This is a genomic window from Tamaricihabitans halophyticus, from assembly GCF_004340875.1.
Classification (GTDB): Bacteria; Actinomycetota; Actinomycetes; order Mycobacteriales; family Pseudonocardiaceae; genus Tamaricihabitans; species Tamaricihabitans halophyticus.
Genome location: NZ_SLXQ01000011.1, coordinates 65,927 through 88,511 on the forward strand (window position 1 = coordinate 65,927; position 22,585 = coordinate 88,511).

19 protein-coding genes are annotated in these 22,585 nt (G+C 64.4%); 13 read left to right on the forward strand and 6 right to left on the reverse strand.

Annotated features, from left to right (window positions below; all coding sequences use genetic code 11):
* Window positions 1-10: 10 nt before the first annotated feature.
* Window positions 11-976, reverse strand: coding sequence for an Lrp/AsnC family transcriptional regulator (locus EV191_RS21760; RefSeq protein ID WP_132879002.1), 966 nt, complete (start codon window positions 974-976; stop codon window positions 11-13).
* 199 nt (window positions 977-1,175) lie between these two features.
* Entirely contained in the window at window positions 1,176-2,618 is a 1,443-nt protein-coding gene (locus EV191_RS21765; protein ID WP_132879003.1) for a Na+/H+ antiporter NhaC family protein, read from the reverse strand.
* Window positions 2,619-2,787: 169 nt separating this feature from the next.
* Between EV191_RS21765 and EV191_RS21770 the strand changes: the two genes are divergently transcribed.
* On the forward strand, window positions 2,788-4,299 hold the full coding sequence (locus tag EV191_RS21770; protein ID WP_132879004.1) for an amidohydrolase family protein: 1,512 nt from the start codon (window positions 2,788-2,790) through the stop codon (window positions 4,297-4,299).
* Here the strand turns inward: EV191_RS21770 and EV191_RS21775 are convergent.
* Entirely contained in the window at window positions 4,254-5,285 is a 1,032-nt protein-coding gene (locus EV191_RS21775) for a LacI family DNA-binding transcriptional regulator (RefSeq protein WP_132879005.1), read from the reverse strand. The two genes, EV191_RS21770 and EV191_RS21775, sit on opposite strands and share 46 nt — an antisense overlap.
* Before the next feature lie 180 nt (window positions 5,286-5,465).
* On the opposite strand from EV191_RS21775, the gene EV191_RS21780 reads away from it, so the two are divergent.
* From EV191_RS21780 to EV191_RS21820, 9 genes are all read left to right on the forward strand, one after another.
* Entirely contained in the window at window positions 5,466-6,692 is a 1,227-nt protein-coding gene (locus EV191_RS21780; RefSeq protein WP_243659125.1) for an amino acid ABC transporter substrate-binding protein, read from the forward strand.
* A 7-nt stretch (window positions 6,693-6,699) separates the two neighbouring features.
* Entirely contained in the window at window positions 6,700-7,584 is an 885-nt protein-coding gene (locus EV191_RS21785; protein WP_132879006.1) for a branched-chain amino acid ABC transporter permease, read from the forward strand.
* Window positions 7,568-8,689 carry a branched-chain amino acid ABC transporter permease gene (locus tag EV191_RS21790; RefSeq protein WP_243659126.1) on the forward strand — a complete coding sequence of 374 codons (1,122 nt, stop codon included), beginning with the start codon at window positions 7,568-7,570 and terminating at the stop codon, window positions 8,687-8,689. The genes EV191_RS21785 and EV191_RS21790 overlap by 17 nt, the downstream gene beginning before the upstream one ends.
* On the forward strand, window positions 8,686-9,456 hold the full coding sequence (locus tag EV191_RS21795) for an ABC transporter ATP-binding protein (protein WP_243659127.1): 771 nt from the start codon (window positions 8,686-8,688) through the stop codon (window positions 9,454-9,456). Before EV191_RS21790 ends, EV191_RS21795 begins: the two co-directional genes overlap by 4 nt.
* Window positions 9,446-10,222, forward strand: a complete 777-nt coding sequence (locus EV191_RS21800; protein ID WP_243659128.1) for an ABC transporter ATP-binding protein — start codon at window positions 9,446-9,448, stop codon at window positions 10,220-10,222. Before EV191_RS21795 ends, EV191_RS21800 begins: the two co-directional genes overlap by 11 nt.
* A 70-nt stretch (window positions 10,223-10,292) precedes the next feature.
* Window positions 10,293-11,447 carry a Gfo/Idh/MocA family protein gene (locus tag EV191_RS21805; RefSeq protein ID WP_243659129.1) on the forward strand — a complete coding sequence of 385 codons (1,155 nt, stop codon included), beginning with the start codon at window positions 10,293-10,295 and terminating at the stop codon, window positions 11,445-11,447.
* Window positions 11,444-12,598: a dihydrodipicolinate synthase family protein gene (locus tag EV191_RS21810; RefSeq protein WP_132879008.1), complete on the forward strand. Its 1,155-nt coding sequence runs from the start codon at window positions 11,444-11,446 to the stop codon at window positions 12,596-12,598. The genes EV191_RS21805 and EV191_RS21810 overlap by 4 nt, the downstream gene beginning before the upstream one ends.
* Window positions 12,595-13,521 carry a sugar phosphate isomerase/epimerase family protein gene (locus EV191_RS21815; protein WP_132879009.1) on the forward strand — a complete coding sequence of 309 codons (927 nt, stop codon included), beginning with the start codon at window positions 12,595-12,597 and terminating at the stop codon, window positions 13,519-13,521. Before EV191_RS21810 ends, EV191_RS21815 begins: the two co-directional genes overlap by 4 nt.
* A 67-nt stretch (window positions 13,522-13,588) precedes the next feature.
* On the forward strand, window positions 13,589-15,916 hold the full coding sequence (locus EV191_RS21820) for a PQQ-dependent sugar dehydrogenase (protein WP_132879010.1): 2,328 nt from the start codon (window positions 13,589-13,591) through the stop codon (window positions 15,914-15,916).
* 119 nt (window positions 15,917-16,035) lie between these two features.
* On the opposite strand, the gene EV191_RS21825 is transcribed toward EV191_RS21820, so the two are convergent.
* The 3 genes from EV191_RS21825 to EV191_RS21835 all read right to left on the reverse strand — a co-directional run bounded on the left by EV191_RS21825 (window position 16,036) and on the right by EV191_RS21835 (window position 18,981).
* Window positions 16,036-16,704 carry a RibD family protein gene (locus EV191_RS21825; RefSeq protein WP_132879011.1) on the reverse strand — a complete coding sequence of 223 codons (669 nt, stop codon included), beginning with the start codon at window positions 16,702-16,704 and terminating at the stop codon, window positions 16,036-16,038.
* A gap of 65 nt (window positions 16,705-16,769) precedes the next feature.
* On the reverse strand, window positions 16,770-18,161 hold the full coding sequence (locus EV191_RS21830; protein WP_132879012.1) for an MFS transporter: 1,392 nt from the start codon (window positions 18,159-18,161) through the stop codon (window positions 16,770-16,772).
* Between the two features lie 187 nt (window positions 18,162-18,348).
* Window positions 18,349-18,981 (reverse strand): TetR/AcrR family transcriptional regulator, encoded by a 633-nt coding sequence (locus tag EV191_RS21835; RefSeq protein ID WP_132879013.1) that lies wholly within the window; start codon window positions 18,979-18,981, stop codon window positions 18,349-18,351.
* A 183-nt stretch (window positions 18,982-19,164) separates the two neighbouring features.
* Here EV191_RS21835 and EV191_RS21840 point away from each other — a divergent pair, with 183 nt between their 5' ends.
* From EV191_RS21840 to EV191_RS21850, 3 genes are read left to right on the forward strand one after another with little or no spacing between them, the layout of a single operon-like run.
* Window positions 19,165-20,763 (forward strand): AMP-binding protein, encoded by a 1,599-nt coding sequence (locus EV191_RS21840; protein WP_165913046.1) that lies wholly within the window; start codon window positions 19,165-19,167, stop codon window positions 20,761-20,763.
* Entirely contained in the window at window positions 20,760-21,566 is an 807-nt protein-coding gene (locus EV191_RS21845; protein ID WP_132879015.1) for an alpha/beta fold hydrolase, read from the forward strand. Before EV191_RS21840 ends, EV191_RS21845 begins: the two co-directional genes overlap by 4 nt.
* A 3-nt stretch (window positions 21,567-21,569) precedes the next feature.
* Complete coding sequence (locus EV191_RS21850; protein WP_132879016.1) at window positions 21,570-22,571, forward strand: LLM class flavin-dependent oxidoreductase; 1,002 nt, start codon at window positions 21,570-21,572, stop codon at window positions 22,569-22,571.
* Window positions 22,572-22,585 lie beyond the last annotated feature (14 nt).

The window sequence follows — 22,585 nt, forward strand, 5'->3', positions numbered from 1 at the left end:
CTCCATGCGGTCAGATTTCGAAGGGCCGGTAAGCACGCTTGTGGTTTTCCAGTTCGAGTCCGATCTCGACGGATCGAACGCCGGGCAAACCGCCGAGTACTCCGGTGGTGAAGGAATAGATATCGGCCGGCCGAGCGAGAATGACCTCGCACACCAGATCCGCCGCCCCCGCGGTCGCCGAGACATAGCGAACCTCCGTCCGCTCCGCGAGCAACCGCGCTACCTCGTCCAGCTGGGCGAGATCAACTTTGAGCGAGGCGAACAGTTCGACCTGAAAACCAAGCGCCGCAGGGGAAACCAAGGTGCTGAACACCAGTGCCCTGCTGGCGACGAGGCGCTCGATCCTTCGCCGTACCCCGGTCTCGCCGACCGTCAGACCCTTCGCCAGGTCCCGAAACTGCCGTCGGCCATCGTCGGCGAGCGCGGCGAGCAAGTTGCGGTCGACATCATCGAGCACACACGGCTCGACCGGGTCGGCGAGGGCGTCGGCCGAGCTGGGCACTGCCGTTGGAGCCGCGTCAAGCAGGTCGCGGCTCCAGTCGTGTCGCATCGCGAAGTTCCGGGTAACCAGTGCGGACGAGGTCCGGTGTACACCGGCGAGGCCGCCCACCTCGTCCACCAGCGCTTGGACAAGGACCTGCCGAGAGGGCACGATGATCTCGGTGATGATGTCCCAGTTTCCCGTGCTCAGCGCGAGAAAACGGGTATCCGAGCGGGCGGCGAGTACATCGACCACGCTGCGTACCGCACCAGGCGCGCAGTTGAGCTGAACCAGCACGGGTTGCCCGAGTCCGCAGACCAGAGGGTCCGCTACCCCGACAACCCGTACGGTGCCGTCCTCGAGCAGTTTGCCACCTCGGCGCGCCGCGGTGCTCTCCGTCGTGCCGGCCAGCCTGGCCACCTCTGCCCATGAGCAGCGTCCGTCGAGCTGTAGCGCGGCGACGATCCGCCGGTCCAGCTCGGTGAGTTCTTCCATCGCCTACCTCACAATTACGGATCTCAGCCCAATGACAGGCCAATGTACGTGAAACAGGCTCATAAGCATATATAGATGCGTGAAATTGAAGTAACAAACTCGCAGTGTGGGCGAAGTCGGCCGATCACAGAACGTGTACGTATCGATCAAGGCCGCGTCGGAGCAGGATGGCGCCCCGTGCGGGCGCCACCACCAACGGTTAGTGGAGGATCGCGATCTCGATGGTGTACACCGCTAGCGACACCAGCAGCAGTACCCACGAGCTGTACAGGACCCGCTTCAACGCGGTGGACCTGGCCAGCCCCACCGGCGCGATCATGTTCACTCCGGGGAACGGCCCGTACGTATCGGCCTGCGCCGAGGCAAGCAGCACGACCGACCACGCGGCGATCGGCACGCCGAGCGCGTCCGCGGTCGGTCCGAATATCTGGTCCACCAGGAGCACCTGCGCCGCCGAAGCGCCCTGAATACCGATCCAACCGATCAGTCCAACCAGGACAAGGAAGGTGAAGGTGCCGAGGGCAACAAGATTGCTGCCCCACAGATCGAGCAGGATCTCGTAGGGATTGAGCTCCTCGATGACCGCGAAGAGCGCGGCGAGTAGCCAGAACAGCAGGAAGAAGTTGAACAGCCGCCCGCAACCGTCGTACAGCGCGCGCAGCAGTGCCGTCGGGGAGAGCCGCCCGGCCGCGCCGGCGACGACGGCCATGCCGATCAGGGCAAGTACCGCGAAGGACGTACCGGCACCGGTCAGCACCGCGTAGACGACCATCAGCACGAAGGATCCGAGGAAGGCCACGGTGCTCTGCCTCGCGTAGCGCGGCACTTCGAGTGCTTCGTCGACCTGATCGTCCGCGCCATAGAAATCCTCGGGACTGGTCGGCCTGCGCAGGTTCCACCGCACCAGGAAGAACCCGACGACGAAGCAGGCGATCGCCAGTGGGCCGCCCGCGACCAGAACGAACTCTGGATAGGAGATCCCGGATGAACTGCGGATCGCCACCATGCTGCCAACAAATGGCGCCACGAACATCCCGCAGGTGCCGCCGATGAACATCATCAGGGCGGTGCCGGATCTGGTGAATCCCAGCCGCGCGGCGATCGGAATAACCAGCGGTGCAGCCAACGCGAACGCGCCGATGAGCGTACCGAGCGCGATCACCAGTACCCCGGTGGCCAACATGATGCCGAGTTGCGCACGCAGCGCCGAGTCGATGCCCATGCGCTGCACGATCAGCCGGACCAGATCCGTGGCCGCGCCGGTTTTCATCAGCACCTCGCCGAGGCCGGATCCAAGCACGATCACCAGACCGATCACCACCACGTCGGAGGCGAGCGAGTCGGCGAGATAGTCGGCCGCGTCAATCGGTCCAGCGCCGAGCACGAGCAGCCCGGAGAGCAAGCCCACCGTGGTGGCCAGCACGATGTCCAGGTCCGCAAGCAGCAGCACGGCGTAGAGCGCCAACGGCAGAAATCCCCATAACGTCGGTGAGGAAGTCAACGGACCGAGGACGGCGCTCAGTACCAGCCCGGCGACCGCGATCGCCGTCTGCACTCCACGACGCAGTGGCGTCACGGTGCCGGCGACCTCGCCAACCGGCTGCTCCTTATCGGATGACGGGGCAGGTTGGTTGGTACTCATAGGATTCTCCACCTCGATGGCTGCGCGGATCCGAGAACTATAGACAACTTTTCATGCATAATCACCACTTGACGCAAGTTGTGTTGCACCGACATGCTGATCAATCAACGGTTGGCGCGCCTTGCGGTGATCGTTGCCCGGTTTGGCGAGCAGAAGGGCGATAGCGGAGATGACGGCTGAGACGATAGGTCGACTGTTGATCCGCGGCGGCCATGTCGTGGACCCGAGCGCCAATATCGACCACGTCTGCGATATCGCGGTAGTCGATGGCCGCATCGCGGAGATCGGCACGAGCTTGTCGACCAGCGCCGGGACCCAGGTTATCGACGCCGAAGGCGCGTACGTCCTTCCCGGCGTGGTGGACAGTCATGTGCACCTGACTGACCTGTCCCATGAGTCCACCGCGACCAGTACCAACGCGTACGAGCGACTCGCCATGGCCGGGGTCACCACCGCCGTCGAGTTCTTCGATTTCGGCCGAGCGCTCGACCAGTGGCACACGTCGACGACCGGACTGACGATGCTCGGCCTCCAGGGCATCCGCTCCTACTCCGGCACGGCCGCACGGCCCACCCTTCGCGACGCGGTCGCCGACAGTCTGACCGCCGGCGCGATTGGCGTGAAGCTACTCGGCGGGCACTTTCCCAACACGCCGGAAACCTCAGCCAGGGTCATCGAGCAAGCGGCCGAGCTCGGGGCGTACTGCGCGTTTCATGCTGGCACCACCGAGCACGGCAGCAACCTCGACGGGATGCGCGAGGCGATCCAACTCGCGCAGGGAAACCCACTGCACATCGCGCATACCAACGCTTACCTGCGCGGAGCGACCGACGCGGTGGAACACGAGAACCGGGTAGCCACCGAACTGCTCTGGAACGCGACACGGGTAGTCAGCGAGGCGCACCTGGCTGAGCTCAATCTGTGCCTCGGCGCGGTCGCCGACGGCGCGCTCGAGGACCAGATCGTGTTGAACTGCCTGCGCCAAGGCGGATTCAGCCCTGACGTCGCGGGGCTGGAGCGCGCCTTTGTCGCGGGCTACGCCCATGTACTCGAGGAAACAGCGGAGGGGCCGCGCCACGTGACCGGCGAAGCCGGGCGAGAACTATGGCGCGCCGATCCAGCGAACTCGGCACTCAACTTTCCCGTCAACAACCGACTCTCCGCGCTCGGTCAGGCATGCGTCCGGGTCGACGCGGCGGGCAACCAGCGCTGGGACGGCGCGGGCGAGTTCATTGTGGACGCGATTTCCTCGGACGGCGGAAGCTGGCGAAACGTCATCCTGCGGTACGGGTTGGCGCTCGTCCGGTTCGGCGCGCTGACCATGCGGCAACTCGTGCACAAGGCATGCCGGCAGCCCGCGCTGATGTATGGCCTGACCGCCAAAGGCCATCTCATGCCAGGTGCGGACGGCGATATCGTGTTGGTCGAGCCCAACTCGGGCAGCGTACGGAGCACCATCGCGGGCGGGCGAGTGATCTACGACGGACAACACGTCCGGCACGGTGGCGGAAAGATCCTGACTACCTCGGCGGGGTTGGCCGCTATCCGGTCACGAGGTATTCACGGCGAGGAAATTGACCTGGCCGGGAGCCTCTTCCGCACCCGCGTTTCCCGCGCCCCGAAGCCGGCTACGGATCAGCAACGTGGTGGCCCCGTCGAATCGCGCGCTACCAGTACATGACCGGTCGCTCTCCGGCGCGGCCGCGCCGATGGCGGTTTCAGCGCCAAGGACAGCGCCCGCTCCCCCAGCTCCGCCATCGGTAGCCGAACCGTCGTCAGGCTCGGCGACAGATCCTCCGCGACCGCGACATCGTCGAAGCCCGCCACCGAAATCTCCTCGGGCACCGCGATCCCTTGGGCTCGCAACACCGACAGCGCCCCGATCGCCATGTCATCGTTGAGCGCGAGGATGGCCGTCACGTCGGGAAACTCGTGAAGAATCCGTTCCGTCGCGACCTTGCCGCCCTCGCGGGTGAACGCCACGTCCACAACTGGTAGCTCGGCTATCGACAGGCCGGCCGCCCCCAACGCTTCCGCGGCACCGGACAGCCGGTCAGCCACGGTGGTCAGGGCGAGCGACCCGGCGGCGAAGGCGATCCTGCGGTGGCCCAGCGCGAGCAGGTGTTCCGTCACCGACCGCCCACCGGCCACGTTATCCGGCAGCACGGCGTCCGCCCCGAGATGATGGCGACCGATGACGGTCACCCTGCCGCCCGAGGCTTCGAACGCCCGCAGCTCCTCTTTCGCCGCCACTTGCATGCCCGCGTCCACGAAGCCGGAACCGGCGATAATGATTGCCCGTACGCGATTGGCGATCAGCGCGCGAATCTGTGTCAGCTCGTTGTCCGGGTCCCTCCCGGTATGACAGATCTGCACGGTCAACCCCTGTTGGGCGCCGAGCCGGAGGACCCCGCTGGCGATCTCCGCGAAGTACGGGTCGCCGATCTCATGCACCAGCAGACCGACGCTGGAACTCGCACCGCCGGCCAGACTACGAGCGTGCACATTGGCGACGTAGCCCAGCTTCCCGGCTACCGCACGAACCCGCTGCGTGATGTCCTCGCTCACCCCTGCGGCACCGGAAAGCGCGCGGGACGCCGTCGCGATCGACACGCCAGCTTCCTTGGCGACGTCGATCAGCCGCAGCCTCGAACGCTGGTGGTCCATGCCGTGCCCCCTTCGTCTTCCTAGCCATCCCGCACGCCCGTAGTTACCACTCGGGCAACGTCAGCACGCCGTGACTACACATGATCTCGCGGAGCCACTTGCCAGCACGGGCGGTACTCCATATTCTACCGTAAGCGCTTACGTAAGCGCTTACGCCATGACCCCAACGACGGGTGAATCATGACTACTTCCAAGAACTTTCGAATCGGCGCGCTCGTGGCCGCTGCCGCTCTGACCCTGTCCGGCTGTCTCAGCGGGAGCACTGGTGCGAGCGGGGACGACGGCGAGGGGCCGATCCAGATCGGCATTTCCTTACCATTGACCGGCGATTTCTCCGAACCGGGTAAGGGTGTCCAGCGGGGCTACGAAGCGTGGGCTGCCCACGTCAACCAGAACGGCGGACTCCTTGGCCGGCAAGTAGAGTTGAACATTCTGGACGACCAATCGAATGCCGACCGAGTTGCCACCGACTACGAGAAGCTGATCAACCAGGACGGTGTCGACCTCGTCTTCGGGCCGTTCTCGACCCGACTCGTGGTACCCGCGGCGCAGGTCGCGCAAGACTACGGTTTCCTGTTCGTCGAACCGGCGGGAGCCGCGGAAGAGGTCTTCGAGCAGGGCTTCGACAATCTCTTCTACGCGGCACCAGCCATCGCCGAAGACCATTACAACCACCTCGCCGACGAGATCACCGCGCTGCCGCCGAACCAGCGACCGAAAACCGCCGCCTACGCCGCGATGGACGACCCGTTCGCACAAGGCACCGCCTACGGGCTGAAGAACAAGCTGCAAGACGCTGGTATCCGCACCGTGGTCGACGAGGTATACCCACCCAACACCACGGACTTCGGCTCGATAGCGGCGAAGATCGCGGACTCTCGAGCGGATATCGTGGTCGGTGGTACGCAATACCAGGACGCGGTGAACCTGATCGTCGCACTACGTCAGCTCGGCTACCAGCCGGATATGGCTGCTTTCTCCACCGCACCAACGAATCCGGAGTTCCCCAGGGCAATCGGGCGACAGACCGAAGGCATCCTGTCCCCGACCGGCTACACGCCGGAGGCGAAGTTCCCCACTAACAGGGAATTTGTCGAGTTCTACACGGAACGACACGGTAACGAGCCCAATGAGGATGAAGCCAATGCCTGGACCACCGGACAGGTCGTCGCGGCCGCCGTCGAAGCCGTTGGTTGCGCGAATCCCGATCCGGAATGCCAACAGAAGCTGGTCGATTGGCTGCACAACAACGAAGTCGACACCGTGGTCGGCCCGTTGAGCTGGGACAAGACCGGCAAGCCGCAAGGTGCGCACCTCATCCAGCAGTACGTCGACGGCGAGATCAAGATCGTGCTTCCAGACGAGACGAAGGAAGCCGATTTCATCCACCCGAAACCGAACTGGTGATGCTGGCGTGACCGGATCACTTCTGCTGCAAAGCCTCGTGCTTGGCGTGCTGCTTGGCGGTCTCTACGCCCTGCTCGCCGCCGGGTTGACGCTGTACTTCGGAGTGATGCGCGTGGTCATGATCGCGCATTCCGCGTTCCTGATCCTCGCGGCATACCTCGCGTGGTACTTCAGTCAGCAAACCGGGCTGGATCCCTTGCTCTCACTCGTGTTCACCGTGCCGCTCTTCTTCGGTGTCGGCGTAGTGATGCAACGCCTGCTGATCTCCCGACTGCGCCCGGCAACGCTCACCATGATGTCGGTGCTGCTCACGTTTTCCGTCGCGTTGGTAATCGAAGGGACCCTTGGTTTTCTGTTCGGCGGTACCCATCGCCGGATCCAACTACCGTATGCTGGCACCAGCTTCGAGATCTTTGGGGCGAACATCGCACTGGTCAAGCTGATCGCCTTTGGGCTTGCCGCGATCGCCCTGGCCGGTTTGTACGTACTGCTCAAGTTCACCCCACTCGGGCAGGCGCTCCGTGCCACGATCCAACATCCGGAAGCTGCTCAGCTCGTCGGGATCAACACCGACCGCGTGGCCGGCTACGGTTTCGGTCTCGGTCTCGCCACGGCCGCGATCGGCGGTACGGCTTTGGCGCTGGATTCCACGATCTACCCGTCGTTGCACTGGCACTGGATCGGCCCGCTGATGGCGATCATCGTGGTCGGCGGACTTGGCAGCATCCCCGGCGCCGCGATTGCCGCGATGGCACTCGGCCTCGGACAGAGCCTGCTGCAAATCCCGCTAGGTACCACCTGGGCGCAGACCTTCTTCTACCTTGCGCTGTTCGCCACCCTGATGCTGCATCCCCAGGGATTCTTCGGAGACCGTCTTGCGCAACGATTCTAGCCGCACCGTGGTCGCCAGCAGTGCCGCCGGCTGGCCGAGAGCACGCGTCGCGAAGCTGACCGGGCTGCTCGCGCTCGTCGTCTTCGTCGTCGCCTTCCCCCGTATGGCGGCCGATCCATTCATCCTGTCCGTCGGCGTGATCATCATGAGCTACGCCGTACTGGCTACATCGTGGAACTTCGTCGGCGGGTTCACTGGATACATCTCGCTCGGCCACGCCTCGTACTCCGGCCTCGGCGGCTACGCCACGGTACTGCTGATCCTGCACACCGGCGTCAACCCCTGGCTGGCCATGTTCCTCGGCGGCGTCATCGTCGCGTTGCTGGCCATCCCGATCGGCATAGCCAGTTTGCGCGTTCGGGGCGCCTCATTCGTCATCGTGTCCATCGCGCTGGTACTGATCCTGCTGCTCGTCTTCCAGAGCTGGGGATCATTCACCGGTGGCTCCAACGGACTACGGGTGCCGCGCCCCTTCGGCGACGAGGTACTGCGTCCCGAACAACACGAACGGTTCTTCTACTTACACGCCGTACTGCTCGCGATCGCGGTACTCTGCTGGTGGCTGATCGACCGATCCCGTTTCGGCACTGGCCTCAAAGCGATCCGCGAAGACGAGGACAAAGCGCAGTCCCTGGGCGTACCGACGTTCGCCTACAAGTTGGTGGTCTTTGTCATCTCGGCGTTCTTTACCGCACTCGGCGGCGGTATGTACGCCTTGTGGTTCGGATTCCTCGATCCGATCTTCCAGTTCTCCATCCTCACTGGTTCCTACATGGTGCTGATGAGCCTGCTCGGCGGTATCCGGAATGTGTTCGGTCCGATCCTTGGCGCGGTGATCGTCGGCTACGCGATGGAGTTTTTCAAGGCGCAGTACGGCGACACGCAGATTCATCTGGTCGCGCTCGGAGTATTACTCGGCATCGTGGTGCTCTTCATGCCAGACGGCATCCTTCCCGCATTACGCGGGCTGGTGATCCGCTTCCGTCCACAAGCGACTTCTATCCGTGAGGTAACGCAAGAGGAGCTCACCAGAGACGCCACCGGATCGCGCGAAGAGTCCGCTACGGATCGCGGTACCGGGACAAAGGAGGAGGTCAGCGGATGAGCGACACCGAGATGCAACCGCGAGCCGAACCTCTGGCCGGCAGCCTCGCCACCGTGGGGTTGAGCAAGTCCTTTGGCGGTGTCCGCGCCGTCGATGACGCGACCGTCACGTTCCTGCCAGGCAAGATCAATGCGGTGATCGGACCGAACGGATCCGGCAAAACAACCTACTTCAACTGTGTCACCGGCATGATCAAACCGGATTCCGGGTCGGTGAGCTACCGCGGCAACGACATCACCGGTCGACCGCCGCACCGGATCGCCCAGGCCGGTATCGGACGCAGTTTTCAGCTGTGTCGAATCTTCCCGAGAATGACAGTGCTGGAGAACATGCTGGTATCCGTCCGGTCCGGCACGGTACTGGGCAAGCTGGTTTCCGCCCGCCAGCGCACCGATATCGATCGGGCCCGCGAACTGCTCACCAGGGTTGGCATCGATCATCTCGAGCACGCGGAGGCACGTGACCTGTCCTACGGCCAGCAAAAGCTGCTTGAACTTGCCGGTGTACTGATGGCCGACCCGGAAACGATCATGCTGGATGAACCAGCGGGCGGGGTGAACCCGGCGTTGATCGACCGGATCGGGGGCCTGGTGCGCACCCTCAACTCGGAAGGCAAAACCTTCCTCATCGTCGAGCACAACATGGACATGATCATGAGTTTGTCTGACCACATCGTCGTCTTCGACCGGGGCAGCCCCATCGCTGCCGGGGCGCCCGAGGTCGTCCAGGATGACCCACGCGTGCTGGAGGCCTACCTTGGCGTCTGAACAACAGCCAAGCGGAAACCATCTCCTCGAACTTGTGGACATCGAGGCTGGCTACGGCAGGGCCGCGCTCGTACTCCGTGGCCTGACGGTGCGCGTGCCGCCGGCGCGCGTGGTGTGTCTGGTGGGCCCGAACGGCGCGGGTAAATCAACCGTGCTCAAGGTCGCCAGCGGCATGCTCACACCGCGTTCCGGACGCATTCTGGTGGGTGGACAGGAAGCCACGCGATATACGCCCCGCCGAATGCTGAGCGCTGGCCTGTCGCACGTCCTGCAGGGGCACAGCGTCTTCAAGGAATTGTCCGTCGCGGAGAACGTGCGGCTCGGCGCCTACACGGTCACGAGCAAGGCCGACATCGCCGAGCGCGTCGACTTCGTGAAGAACCTGTTTCCCGTCGTCGCGGAACGGTGGAACTCGCTTGCCGGCGCGCTATCCGGAGGGCAGCAGAAACAGGTCGAGTTCGCCCGCTCGCTCATGGTCAGTCCCCGGGTGGTGCTGCTGGACGAGCCATCGATGGGCCTCGACCCACGGGCGACCGAAACGGTATTCGAGCAGATCGCGAGGATGCGCTCGGCAGGTACGGCGGTATTGCTGGTCGAACAGAACGCGCGCCGCGCCCTGGAGACCGCCGATCTCGGCTGCGTGCTAGATCTCGGCCGGGTGCATATATCCGGGCCAGCCACCGAACTGCTCGCCGACCCCCGGCTGGGCGAGCTGTACCTGGGCAACCGGCGCGCCGCACCACACGCGCCAACCGTCACCGACTGACGCCCTACTCCATCGACACCGTGGCCCGCAACGGTGACCACGCCCGCATCGAACTGGGAGCCAGCCAACGATGACAGAGCACACTTACCGGATCCTGATGAACGGCGTCACCGGCAGGATGGGCTATTACCAGCACCTGCTGCGCTCACTACTCGCTATCCGAAACGAGGGTGGTATCGCGCTCGACGATGGAGATCGCGTCCTTGTCGAACCCGTCCTCGTCGGCCGGAACGCGGCCAAGCTCGACCGCATCGCACAGGAGCTCGACATCCCCGACTGGACGACGGATCTGGATGCCGCGCTAGCCGAGGACCGAGCGCGAATCTACTTCGATACCCAGGCGACCAGCGAACGGAAGAAGGCCATCCTCAAGGCTATCCAGGCCGGCAAACACATCTACACGGAGAAGCCCGTCGCGCGCACCGTCCCGGAAGGGCTCGAGCTCGTCCGCGCCGCGAAGGCCGCCGGTGTGATCAACGGAGTCGTGCACGACAAGATCTACCTGCCAGGCTTGCGCAAGCTCAAAAGGCTGATTGATGCCGGGTTCTTCGGCCGAATCCTGTCGGTACGTGGGGAGTTCGGTTACTGGGTGTTCGAAGGAGATCTGACTCCCGCGCAACGCCCGAGCTGGAACTACCGTGCCGAGGACGGCGGGGGCGTCGTGCTGGATATGTTCTGCCATTGGAACTACGTCCTGGAGAACCTCTTCGGCAGAGTGTGCGCGGTGACGGCCAAGGCCGTCACGCATATTCCGGAACGCTGGGACGAACAAGGCAACAGGTATGACGCCACCGCGGACGATGCCGCATATGCCATCTTCGAGCTGGCCGGTGGCGTGATCGCACAGATCAATTCCTCATGGGCGGTGCGGGTCGAGCGTAAGGAACTTGTCGAGTTCCAGGTGGACGGAACCCACGGTTCCGCGGTAGCCGGCCTGTTTGGCTGTCGAATTCAGCCTCGGGTGCGTACCCCGAAGCCGGTATGGAACCCGGACTTGCCCACCACCGAGAACTTCCGCGAGCAATGGGACGAGGTGCCGGACAATCAGGAGTTTGGCAACGGGTTTCGGGCGCAGTGGGAACGATTCCTGCTCGACGTTCATCACGGCCGCCCCCATCCCTACGATCTCGCCGCAGGGGTCCGCGGCCTACGCCTAGCCGATGCCGGGCTGGCCTCCTCCACGGCGGGACGCCGCGTCGAACTGCCAGCTCAGGACGAAGCATGAAGATCAGCCTACCGACGGCCGATGGCGTCTGGAGCGACGTCGAACTGCGGGCGCCGCGTGGCTGGCGAGAACATCCGCAGCCGTATCGCTCACGAATCGCTTTCGCCGCGGCACACGTCGTCGCCAACCCGCTTGGCGACAACACGCCCGGCGCGCCATCCTCGGTTGACTGGGATTCCACATTGGCGTTCCGGCAGCACCTGTTTCGCTATGGCCTGGGTGTCGCGGAGGCGATGGACACCGCGCAGCGAAACATGGGGCTCGACTGGCCGGCGATCCAGGAACTGGTGCGGCGTAGTGCGGCGCAGGCGCGATCCTGCGGCGCGCGTATCGCATCCGGCGCCGGTACCGACCATCGCGCGGAACTGACCGATCTGGACGCGGTGACCAGTGCCTACGAGGAACAGATTGAGTTCGTGGCTTCCACCGGATCACAGGTCATCATCATGGCATCGCGGCAGCTGGCCGCCCTTGGTCGGTCCGCCGAGGATTACCTGGGCGTATACGACAAGATCCTCAGTCAGGTGAGCGAGCCGGTGATACTGCACTGGCTCGGTGCCGCCTTCGACCCAAACCTCGCCGGCTACTGGGGTTCCTCCGACGAAGCAACCGCAACGGCTACCTTTCTGGATCTGGTGTACCGGCACGCGAGTCGGATCGACGGGGTCAAGGTCTCGCTGCTGTCCGCGACACACGAACGCGCACTCCGCGCCCGCCTACCGTCTGGAGTACGGCTGTATACCGGCGACGATTTCCATTACCCAGAACTGATTCGTGGCGATGGTCAGTATCATTCGGACGCGCTCCTTGGCGCGTTCTCGGCCATCGCGCCTGCCGCGTCGGCCGCACTGCATGCGCTCGACGAGAACGACGTCAGTACCTTCGACGCCGAGTTCGCACCGACGTTGGAGCTATCCCGGCACATCTTCGCTACTCCCACGTTCTACTACAAGACCGGGATCGCGTTCCTCGCCTGGCTGAGCGGACACCAGCCTGGTTTCAGCATGCTCGCTGGCCTGCAGTCGGCGCGTAGCGTCCCTCACCTGGCTCGCGTATTCGACCTGGCAAACGCCGCGCGGCTACTGCCCGACCCGGAACTGGCCGCGTACCGGATGCGGAGTTATCTCGACACGATGGGAGCGCGACGATGACCGGCGGTGTCGACGGTGCCCGCGATGTTCCCACCGGCGCGCCCGCCCGGATCGACACGCCGAGCCCAGGCGACCGCCGCCTCACCCGCCTATCCCTGAACCAACGAACTGTCGCGCACTGGTCCTTGCGGGAGGCGGTTACCGGTTGCGTGGACGCGGGAATCAACGCGATCGGCGTCTGGCGGGAACCCGTGGCCGAAGCCGGGTTACCTACTGCGGCGCGGATGCTCAACGACGCCGGCCTACGGGTGTCCAGTCTCTGCCGGGGTGGTTTTTTCACCGCGGCGGATCCAACCGCCCTGCACAAGGCGCGGCGCGACAATCTGATGGCTCTCGACGAGGCCGCCGAGCTCGGCTGCGACACCCTGGTTCTGGTTCCCGGCGGCCTTCCCGATCGAGATCGCGATCTGACCGGCGCGCGAGAACGGGTGGCCGAGGCTGTTGGCGGGCTCGTCCCGGCCGCACGGGAGCGCGGTGTGCGGCTCGGCCTTGAACCGATGCATCCGATCTTTGCCGCTGACCGTGGAGTCATCTCCACACTCCGTCAAGCGCTCGACATCGCCGAGTGCTTTCCGGCAGCGGAGGTCGGGGTGGTCGTCGACACCTTCCATGTGTGGTGGGATCCCGACGTCATCGCGCAGATCGCCAGGGCGGGTGACCGAGTGGTCAGCTACCAGGTAAGCGAATGGATTACTCCGCTCCCGCCGGATGCGCTACTCAACCGGGGCATGCCTGGAGACGGGCATATCGACTTTGGTGTGTTGACCGAGGCGGTTGCCGCCACTGGATATCAGGGTGACATCGAGGTGGAGATCTTCAACGAGGCCGTCTGGGCCGCGCCCGGTGCTGACGTGCTGGCGACCATCACCCGACGGTACGCGGAGCTCGTCGCGCCACACCTGTGCACGGCGGACCCTGACTGATTTCCGTACCGCGTTTCGTGGCGCTCGACCAAGTACCCAACCCGTCGATGACGAGGAGTGGAGTTCGATGAGGCAGAAACGCACCTGGTGGCTTTCCGCGGTCACCGCGATCGCACTGACCGGAGCACTCGCGGCACCACCAGTGTTGGCCGTGCCCACGACGGCAGAAGGCGCGGCGGAACCGATCACTGATCCGATACCCGAGGACCCGGAACGCGCCAGTCTGGGCCTCGTACTGGAAGAGTACGCCCAGCTCCCGGCTACTGACCCGATTCCGGACCCCACCGACGAACGTCTGATGCGGCACAACCGGATCAACTACATCGGCGAGGTCCCAGATGAATCCGGCCGGCGCTACGTCCCAGACCTGAATGGTCCGCTGTATCTGCTCGACGGCAAGGATCAGCACGTGTACCTGGACTTCGCTTCCCGTTTCGACCGTTTCTTCTCCGGCCGAGGACTCGGCAGCGGGTTCGGGTTCGTTACCTTCCATCCTGAGTTCGCCAAGAACGGCAAGTTCTACACCGTCCACACCGAAGACGAGAAGGCGATCGAAACCGAGGAACCAACGTACCCCAACCAGCCGGACGCCACCGTGCAGAGCGTGGTAACCGAGTGGACGGCCAGTGACCCAGGCGCGAACGAGTTCCACGGAACACACCGGGAGATCTTCCGGTTCGGGTTCACTACCCAGATCCACGCGATACAGCAGATCGATTTCAATCCGACCGCCCGTCCCGCGGACCCGGATTACGGGTTGCTGTACCTCGCGGTCGGCGACGGCGGTATCGGCGTCGGCACTGACGTTCCACAGGACCTGACCAACCCGGCAGGCAAGATCCTGCGAATCGACCCGTCCGGTGACAATGGACCCAACGGTGCCTATGGAATACCGCCGGACAATCCCTTTGTGGGCCAGCAGTCGACGCTCGGCGAGATCTACGCCTACGGGATGCGCGACCCGCATCGTTTCACCTGGGATCCAGCCGGTAGGAACGCGATGTATCTCGGCCACATCGGACAGCACGCGATCGAAGCGGTGTATGAGGTACGTGCCGGTGACAATCTCGGCTGGAGCGAACGCGAAGGCAGGTTCAGGTTCGACCCTGAGCACCAGTGCTACCTCTATCCACTGCCCGACGACGACGCTGAACTTGGCTATACCTATCCAGTCGCGGCCTACGATCACGATCCGCCACTCAACTGGCCATGCAATTCGGACAGCGGGCATGCGATCTCCGGCGGTCAGGTGTATCGCGGTGCCGAGCTGCCGCAGCTACGCGGCAAGTACATTTTCGGAGATCTCGTTGATGGTCAGGTGTTCTACACCGACGTCGCGCGAATGAAGCGCGGAGCGCCACGCGCGCCCATTCATGAGCTGCAACTTTTCGACACTTCCGGAACCCAGCTCAGGATGAGCGATTTCGTCGCGGACGGCCGAGTTGATCTGCGCTTCGGCATGGACACCTCGGACAATCTGTACCTGCTGGCCAAGGCGAACGGAAAGATCTGGCGGGTCGCCGATACTCGGCCAGCGGTACCGTCCGAGGTGACCAAGCAGGTGGCAGGCAATCTGGTCGCACATTACGACTTCGAACGGCCGTTCGCCGCGGACGACACCCAGGAACTCGACCGTGGCGACTCGAACACGCTACTCGAGCTCCTCAATGGCGGTACCGATATGCGAGTGCCCGATGGCGCTTTTCCAGGCAGCAACAACGCCCTGCAACTGCGTCAGGTCGCCCCGGAACAGCCCGGCAACGACGATTGGAAAGCCGGCGTGTGGAGTGACGACGGCGACGGCGTGGAGTCGTTGCGTGCCTTCAACGGTGCCGACGGGATGACGATCATGGGTTGGTTCAAGATGACCGGGGAGAATCCCAGTCCGAACCCCACTGCTCCGGACCCGCGCGACCGGTTCAACGCGGTCGGGTTGGCCGGCGTACTCAGCGGCGATTCGGACGGACACGATGTGCGGGCCCTGCTCGAGTTGATCGAGGTCGACGGTGAGCTCAAACTTGTGGCGCTCGGTCGACGACTCGACGGCGGCGCATCGCAAACCTTCGCAGCGCACAACGACTGGCAGCAGGTTCTGCCGCCTGGCCAATGGGTCCATCTCGCCGCTACCTTCGACTTCACCACTGGAACCATGGCGTTGTACGCCAACGGCAAGCCACTTCCCGGTTCCTATACGGTCGACGGCGATCCCTGGCAGGTCGACGGGACCGGCACAACGGCATCGAACCCGCGTGGAATCAAGATCGGCGGTAGCTTCCCGCAGAACGACAGGGAACGCAATCCGTGCAACTGTCGGGCGGACTCGCTGATGTTCCTCGATACGGCCGCCGACGCCAGTGTGATCAAGCGCCAGTATCAGCGCTTCTTCACTCGGTAGCTGGTCACGGCCGACCGCGAGGCAGGCCGCGGCGCCGGTGCTGGGCACGCCAACGCCACACCACGTGCCCAGCACCGGTGCCGGCGCGGCATGGACGGTGCGCCCAGTTCGGGACGACGCTAGGCACCACGAACTCGATAGCGCAGCAGTACCAGATCTCCGATCGGGAGCGCTTCCAGTAGCCGCATTGGACGGTGCTGGCTTTGCGGGAAGGCCGCCGCCCGCACGAAGCTGGGCGCGTTCGGGTCACCGATGAAAAACGGCGCGTAGACGAGATGCAGCTCGTCGACCAGATCCGCGGTGAGAAACGCCGTGTGCATCTCGCCACCTCCTTCGACGAGTAGGCGCTGAATCCCCCTGCGGGCGAGATCGGCGAGCACCTGATGCACCTCGACCGGATCCCCCGCATCGACCACGGTAGCCGCAGCACCCAACCGGTCCGCGGTGGCGTGTGCGGCCGCGGTACCGACATACACGAGCTTCGCGCATTCGCCAGTGGTGAAGAACCGAGCATCAGGATTCAGCTCACCGCCGTTGGTCACGGTGACCTTGGTCGGCGAAGAGCCACGCCCGGCGGCTTCCCGTTCCCGCCGGTACTGCTCAGATCGGACCAACAGCCGGGGATCGTCCGCCCGAATCGTGTTCGCGCCAACCAGGATCGCATCGGCGTCGGCTCGTATGCGGTCAACCCTGGCGAAGTCTTCCGCGTTGGAGAGCAATAACCGCTCATCGCTCGCATCGTCGATGTAGCCGTCCAACGACGCGGCGACCGAGAGCACGACATACATGGCTCCGCATCCTACGCCGGCCTTGGCGCATCGCCCGCGAACCCGCTGTCCGATGGGCGCGGTGGCTACTGGCTAGCTCGGGCGCCACCCTGGTCAGCGTATTCCTCGGTGAAGTTCACGTCCTTGGTCTCCGGACCGGCAAGCGCCGCCCCGACGATAAAGAGCGCGCCTACCGCGAGCAACACCATGCCCGTGTAGTTGAACGGCATGATCGCGCTCAGCCCAGCCTGGTAGAACGCGTAGAAGGATGGCGCCACCACGGCAAGGCTGTACGCAAGGCCGTATCCGGAGGCACGAATCGAGGTCGGGAACCGCTCGTTGATATAGGCGGTCAGCATACCCCACGGGCCGACCACGAGCTGTACGAGCAGAATGGTGGCGCAGATCGACCACAATGTACTCGTGTGCCCGAAATACACGAGAAGGAAATACAGTGGTACCGCTCCGCATGCCATCATCATGCTTGCCCACAGCAGAAAACGGCGCCGACCGAACCGCTGACTGAGCACGGCGGCAGCGACCTGGGATCCGGCGAGCAACACATAGGAAACGACCAGAAGCAGCGTGGCCAGTTCACTGGAGAGACCAACGCCGTCATCGCCAAGCAAGATCGGCAGGTTCGCGGCTACCGGTTGCAACGACAACCAGAAACCCGTCATCAGGGCAAAGACCTGGAAGAACTTGCCGAGGTTCGCACCGGAGAACAGCTGTTTGAGCGGTGACTCGGTCCGCTCGGTCTTGGTGAACACTTCGGACTCTTCGACGGACCGGTGGAAGTACCACACCAGCACGAATGACAGCACGGCGCCGATGATGAACGGAACTCGCCATCCCCACTGCGCATAGGCCGAGTCCACGCCGCTCGAGGGCAGTACAAGCAGCAGTAGCAAGGTGATCAGCGATACGGACGCATACGCCAGCGGAAACCCGGTATTGATAATTCCACTGTAGAGCCCGCGCTTGTGTCGTGGCGCCGCCTCCATCGCGAGCGGATTGGCCCCGGTGTACTCGCCACCGAGAAAGACGCCGGCAAGCAACCGGAGCAGGATGAACAGAATCACGCTGCCGATGCCGATCTGTTGGTAACCGGGCAATAGCGCGATCAACAGGGTGACCACACCAGCACCGGTGATCGCCACGATCGTCACGCGCTTTCGCCCAACGGTGTCCGCGAGCTTGCCAAAGATCGCGGCGCCGACCGGGCGGCCGATCAATGTAGACGCGAAGATCGCGCCACTGACCACGGCAACGCCCGTGGTGCCAAGATCTGGCGATACGAAGTAGGCGATCGCCGGGGCCAGGGCCACGATCGGCAAGTAGATATCGAACAGATCGACGTAGAAACCAAACCAGGCACCGAGCATCGCCTTGCGGGCACGTCTATTGGTTCCAACGGTGTCCTGAGACGGCGTGGGTACCCCGGCGGCCTCCGGGGACGGAATGTCGTGTGTCGCCATGGACAGCACCTCACGATCGGCGGGGAGGTGAATGAGCACCGGCTCGAGGGCCCGGCCTGCACCCGTGCCCTCGAGCAACGAGGACGGTCACGGGGACTCGATCTGACCATGCTGCGACGTCTTCCCGTTCCGGTCAAGAGGGTGACATCGCTTTTTCACGAAAACGGCTTCGCTTTTGGCGACAACACTATGCCGAGCCGCGCTCCCCAGGAAAGAACAGGCCGTGCCAGGCACGTGTCACGATCATCGCGGCGTCGGAGACAGGCACGGTTTCGCTCGCGTCCCGCAGATCCTCGTGCGCGTACCAGACATAGGCGGACTGTTCCACCATGCACGCGGCGGCTTCCGCCACGTGCCGAGCGGGCAGACCACCGCTTCGACTGATGCCATGCAGCGCCTGGAGCGAGCTAACGAACCGGTCGATGTGCCGATTGCGCATCTTGAACCAGAAATCCCGAAACCGCGCGTCCACATTGGCCGCTTCGATCAGCGCGCGCATCACGTCCCGGTTCGCGTAGTAGTGTTCGAGGTAGCCAAGATTCGCGTCGAACAAGGCGTCGAAAGGCGCGCTGCCGAAGTCGTGCTCGGTGGTACCACTGACACGGTAGAGCTCATCGTGGATATCCCCGATGAGCGACTCGAAGACGTCTTCCTTGTTCGTGAAGTATCGATACAACCCGCCGAGCGAGACCCCCGTCTCCTCGGCGATGGCACTCATCGTCGCGCCAACATAGCCGTCCCTGGCGAAGACTCGCCGCGCCGCACCAAGGATCTGACTCCTCGTACGCTTGCCCTTCGGAGTCGTCGGAACCGCCGTCACCTGGTGCCCTCCCTCGCCCTCTCGAGTTCCCGTCGGGATTCATCGTACGGGCCAGATGAGGCAGAAGCGACTCGCGTATCGAAAAAAAGCGACGTCACTATCTTGACTTGACGGAAGACTAAGCCGACGATGGGAGCACGCCGGACGAGGCTTCGGCGCCCTCCCCCATGGCGAGGAGTCGAGATGTCCCAGATACCGCAAGGCACCGCGACGGACTACTACCGACAACAGGGCTGGTGGCCCAACGAACCCGTTACCGCCAGGTTCGCCCGGCTGGTCTCCGCCGAACCCAGCGTCACCGCCGTGCGCGACGATCAGGGTCAGCGGCTGAATCGCGCCGAGCTGTGGCGATCGGCCGAACACGCAGCGGCCACCCTGGCTAGATACGGCGTCGAGGCCGGCGCCGTCGTGTTGATCTGCCTGCCGAACACCGTGTTCTGGCAAACCGCCTACCTCGGCTGCCTTCGCCTCGGCGCGATTCCCGCGACGATCCCGGTCACCACGGACCCCGAGACGCTCGGCTACGTTGCCGACTTGATCGGTGCCGCGGCCTTGATCGCGGCACCCGACTACCACGGGAACAGCGCCGGAGCCGCCGCGTACGGTGCCGCGGAACGCAGCGGCCGATCACTCGTCCTGTGGCTGTCCAATGCAGATACACCAGTGCGCACGGGTGGGCAGCGCGCCGAGGCAACGCCCCGCGCCGGCCTACCGGATATCGCCCAGTTGATGTTCACCTCGAGCACCACTGGTCCGCCAAAGGCGGTGGCACACACCGAGAACACCTTGTCCGCGGTCAATCTCGGATTCGCGCGACGATTCGACCTCACCGCGAGCGACACCATCTTCATGCCGTCCCCACTGGGGCACAGCGTCGGTTCCTGGCACGGTGCGCGACTGTCCTTGTTCACCGGCGCCGAACTCGTACTCCAGCAGCGATGGGAACCCCGCCACGCTAGGGAGCTCATCAATGCGCACGGCGCTACGTTCACCGCGGCCGCGACACCCTTCCTGAAGGACCTGGTGGACACCGCCGCGGACGGCGACCGTGCCGCGCTCGGCAGTTTGCGTACTTTCCTCTGCGGTGGCGCGCCAGTACCGCCAGCCCTGCTCGAGCAGACCGCGGTATGCGCACCGAACACCTTCGTTTCCGTGCTGTGGGGCATGACCGAGGGCGGCGTGACAACCTGTCTACCAACCGATCCGGCCTCGCTGGTCGCGGCAAGCGCGGGCACCGGCCTACCCGGACTGGAGCTTTGCACGGTGGACGAGCGGGGCCAGCCGGTCGAGCCAGGCACCGAAGGCGAGTTGGCGATGCGCGGTCCTGGCGTCTTCGTCGGCTACATTGGACAACCGGAGCTCTATCACGAACAGCTCACCGAGCACGGTTTCTTCCGTACCGGCGACCTCGCCAGGCTCGACGAGGTCGACGGCGTCGAGTACCTCAAACTCACCGGTCGGTTGAAGGATCTGATCGTGCGAGGAGGGGTCAACATCTCCCCCGTGCCACTGGAAAACGCCCTCGCGGCGCATCCTGCCGTGCGGCGCGTAGCGGTGATCGGCGTGCCCGACGAGCGACTCGGCGAACGCATTTGCGCCGTGGTGGAGCCGAGCAGCACGCTGCCCGAACTGACCACCCTGACCCAATGGCTCGGTCAACGTGGACTTCCTCAGCGTCACTGGCCGGAAAAGCTCTGGGTCATCGATGGCATGCCACAGAACGCGACCGGCAAGATCCGCAAGGTTGACCTGCGCGAGCGCGCGGCGAAGGAGCTGGGATGAACGCCGTACCCACCGCGACCATCACGCTGCGCGATATCGACGTACGGTATCGGGAAGCCGGTTCGGGCCCCGCCGTGGTGCTGGTGCACGGCCTGGCCGAGGATCACCTGAGCTGGCACGTCCAGCAAGAGACGCTTGCCGGATTCCGGACCTACGCCTATGACCTCCGTGGACACGGCGGCACCACGCAGGGCGTTGGCCAAGGCACCCTTGCTCAGCTGCGCGACGACCTCGGCGCTTTTCTACGGGAAGTCAGCGGGCCGGCCTACTGCGTAGGTTTCTCGCTTGGTGGAACAGTGGTGCTCGCCGCGGCGGCCGCGGAGCCGGATCTCGTCACGGGCGCCGTGCTGATCGGCACCTCCACAGTGGTGGGTCGCGCCGCCGCCGAGTTCTACGCCGAACGGATTGGCAGGGTGACCGATCAGGACAGTTCCGCACTGGCCGAAGCTCTGCACGCCGACACCGCCGCCGCCCTGGTCAATCCGGCGAGTGATGTCGACGCGATCACCCAACGCCGGATCGTCGCGGTTGGCGACGGCGGCGGGTACGCGAACGCGGCACGCGCGATGGCGGGGCTACGGTCGGCGCCACTGACCCCGGAACTGGGTTCGGTGCGCTGCCCGGTGTCGGTGATCGGCGCGGAACACGACACGTTCTGCCCACGCAAGGCCGCCGACATCATCCGCGAGGCGCTGCCGCATGCGACATACACCGAGATTGCCGATGCCGGCCACCTGATGAACGTCGAACAACCCGAAGCCGTCACCGCGAGTATCACGACCGCACTGGAAGGGATGAGCTGACAGATGGATCGTTGGGGCCTGTCCATGGGAGTGAGCCCGCGCGAACCGCTGAGTCGAATCAGCGAGCTCGCCACCGCAGCGGAGAACTACGGCTTCGATGCCATGTGGTTCATTGACTTCCAACTCGGTATGAAAGACGTGTACGCGGCGATGAATCTCGCCGCCCTGGCCACCGACCGCATGCACGTCGGCGCGGCCGTCACGAACCTCGTGACTCGTCATCCCACCGTCACCGCGAATGCCACCGCCGCGCTCGACGAACTGTCCGGTGGGCACGCCATGCTCGGGCTGGGCGCCGGCTGGTCCTCGGTATACGGCGCGGGTGGTCAACCGTCCAAACTGGGCGATCTCAGGGCAGGGATCGATGAGTTCCGCGCATTGTTCAGTGGCGCCGAGGTGGACCTGTACGGCAGCCAGATCCAGCTCGCCACGGCAACACGGCAGATTCCGATCTATCTCGCGGTTTCCCAGCCAGGAATGCTCCGGCTTGCCGGGGAGAAGTGCGACGGCGCGATCCTGATGGGCGCCGCCGACCCGGAGTTCTGCCGCTGGCAACTCGACTATCTCAACGAGGGCTTGGCCAATGCCGGTAGGGATCGCGCCGAGGTACTTGTCGATCTGGTCGTGACCATGAGTGTCGCCGACGACACCGAAACCGCACTTGGCGAGGTGCGCGCCTGGGCGACGAGCCAAGCGGCGACCTTTGATGTGTGGCGGCAGATGCCACCGGCATGGGAACGCTTCCGACCCGAGTTCGCCGCCGCGCGACAGGGCTACCACCTTGTAGACCACCTGTCCCTGCGTGCCGACCACAAACAACTCGTCAGTGACGAGTTCGTCCGTTCGGTGGCGCTCGTCGGCAACGAGCGGGAATGCGTCGAACGGTTGCGCGAACTCGCCGCACTGGACATCGACCGGATCACTGTCGCATTGCTCTCCGGTGGACGGATGCGACGCATGGCCCAGCTTGCGGAGCAGATCATTCCCGCGGTCGGCGGCAACTGAAGGAGACCGGAACC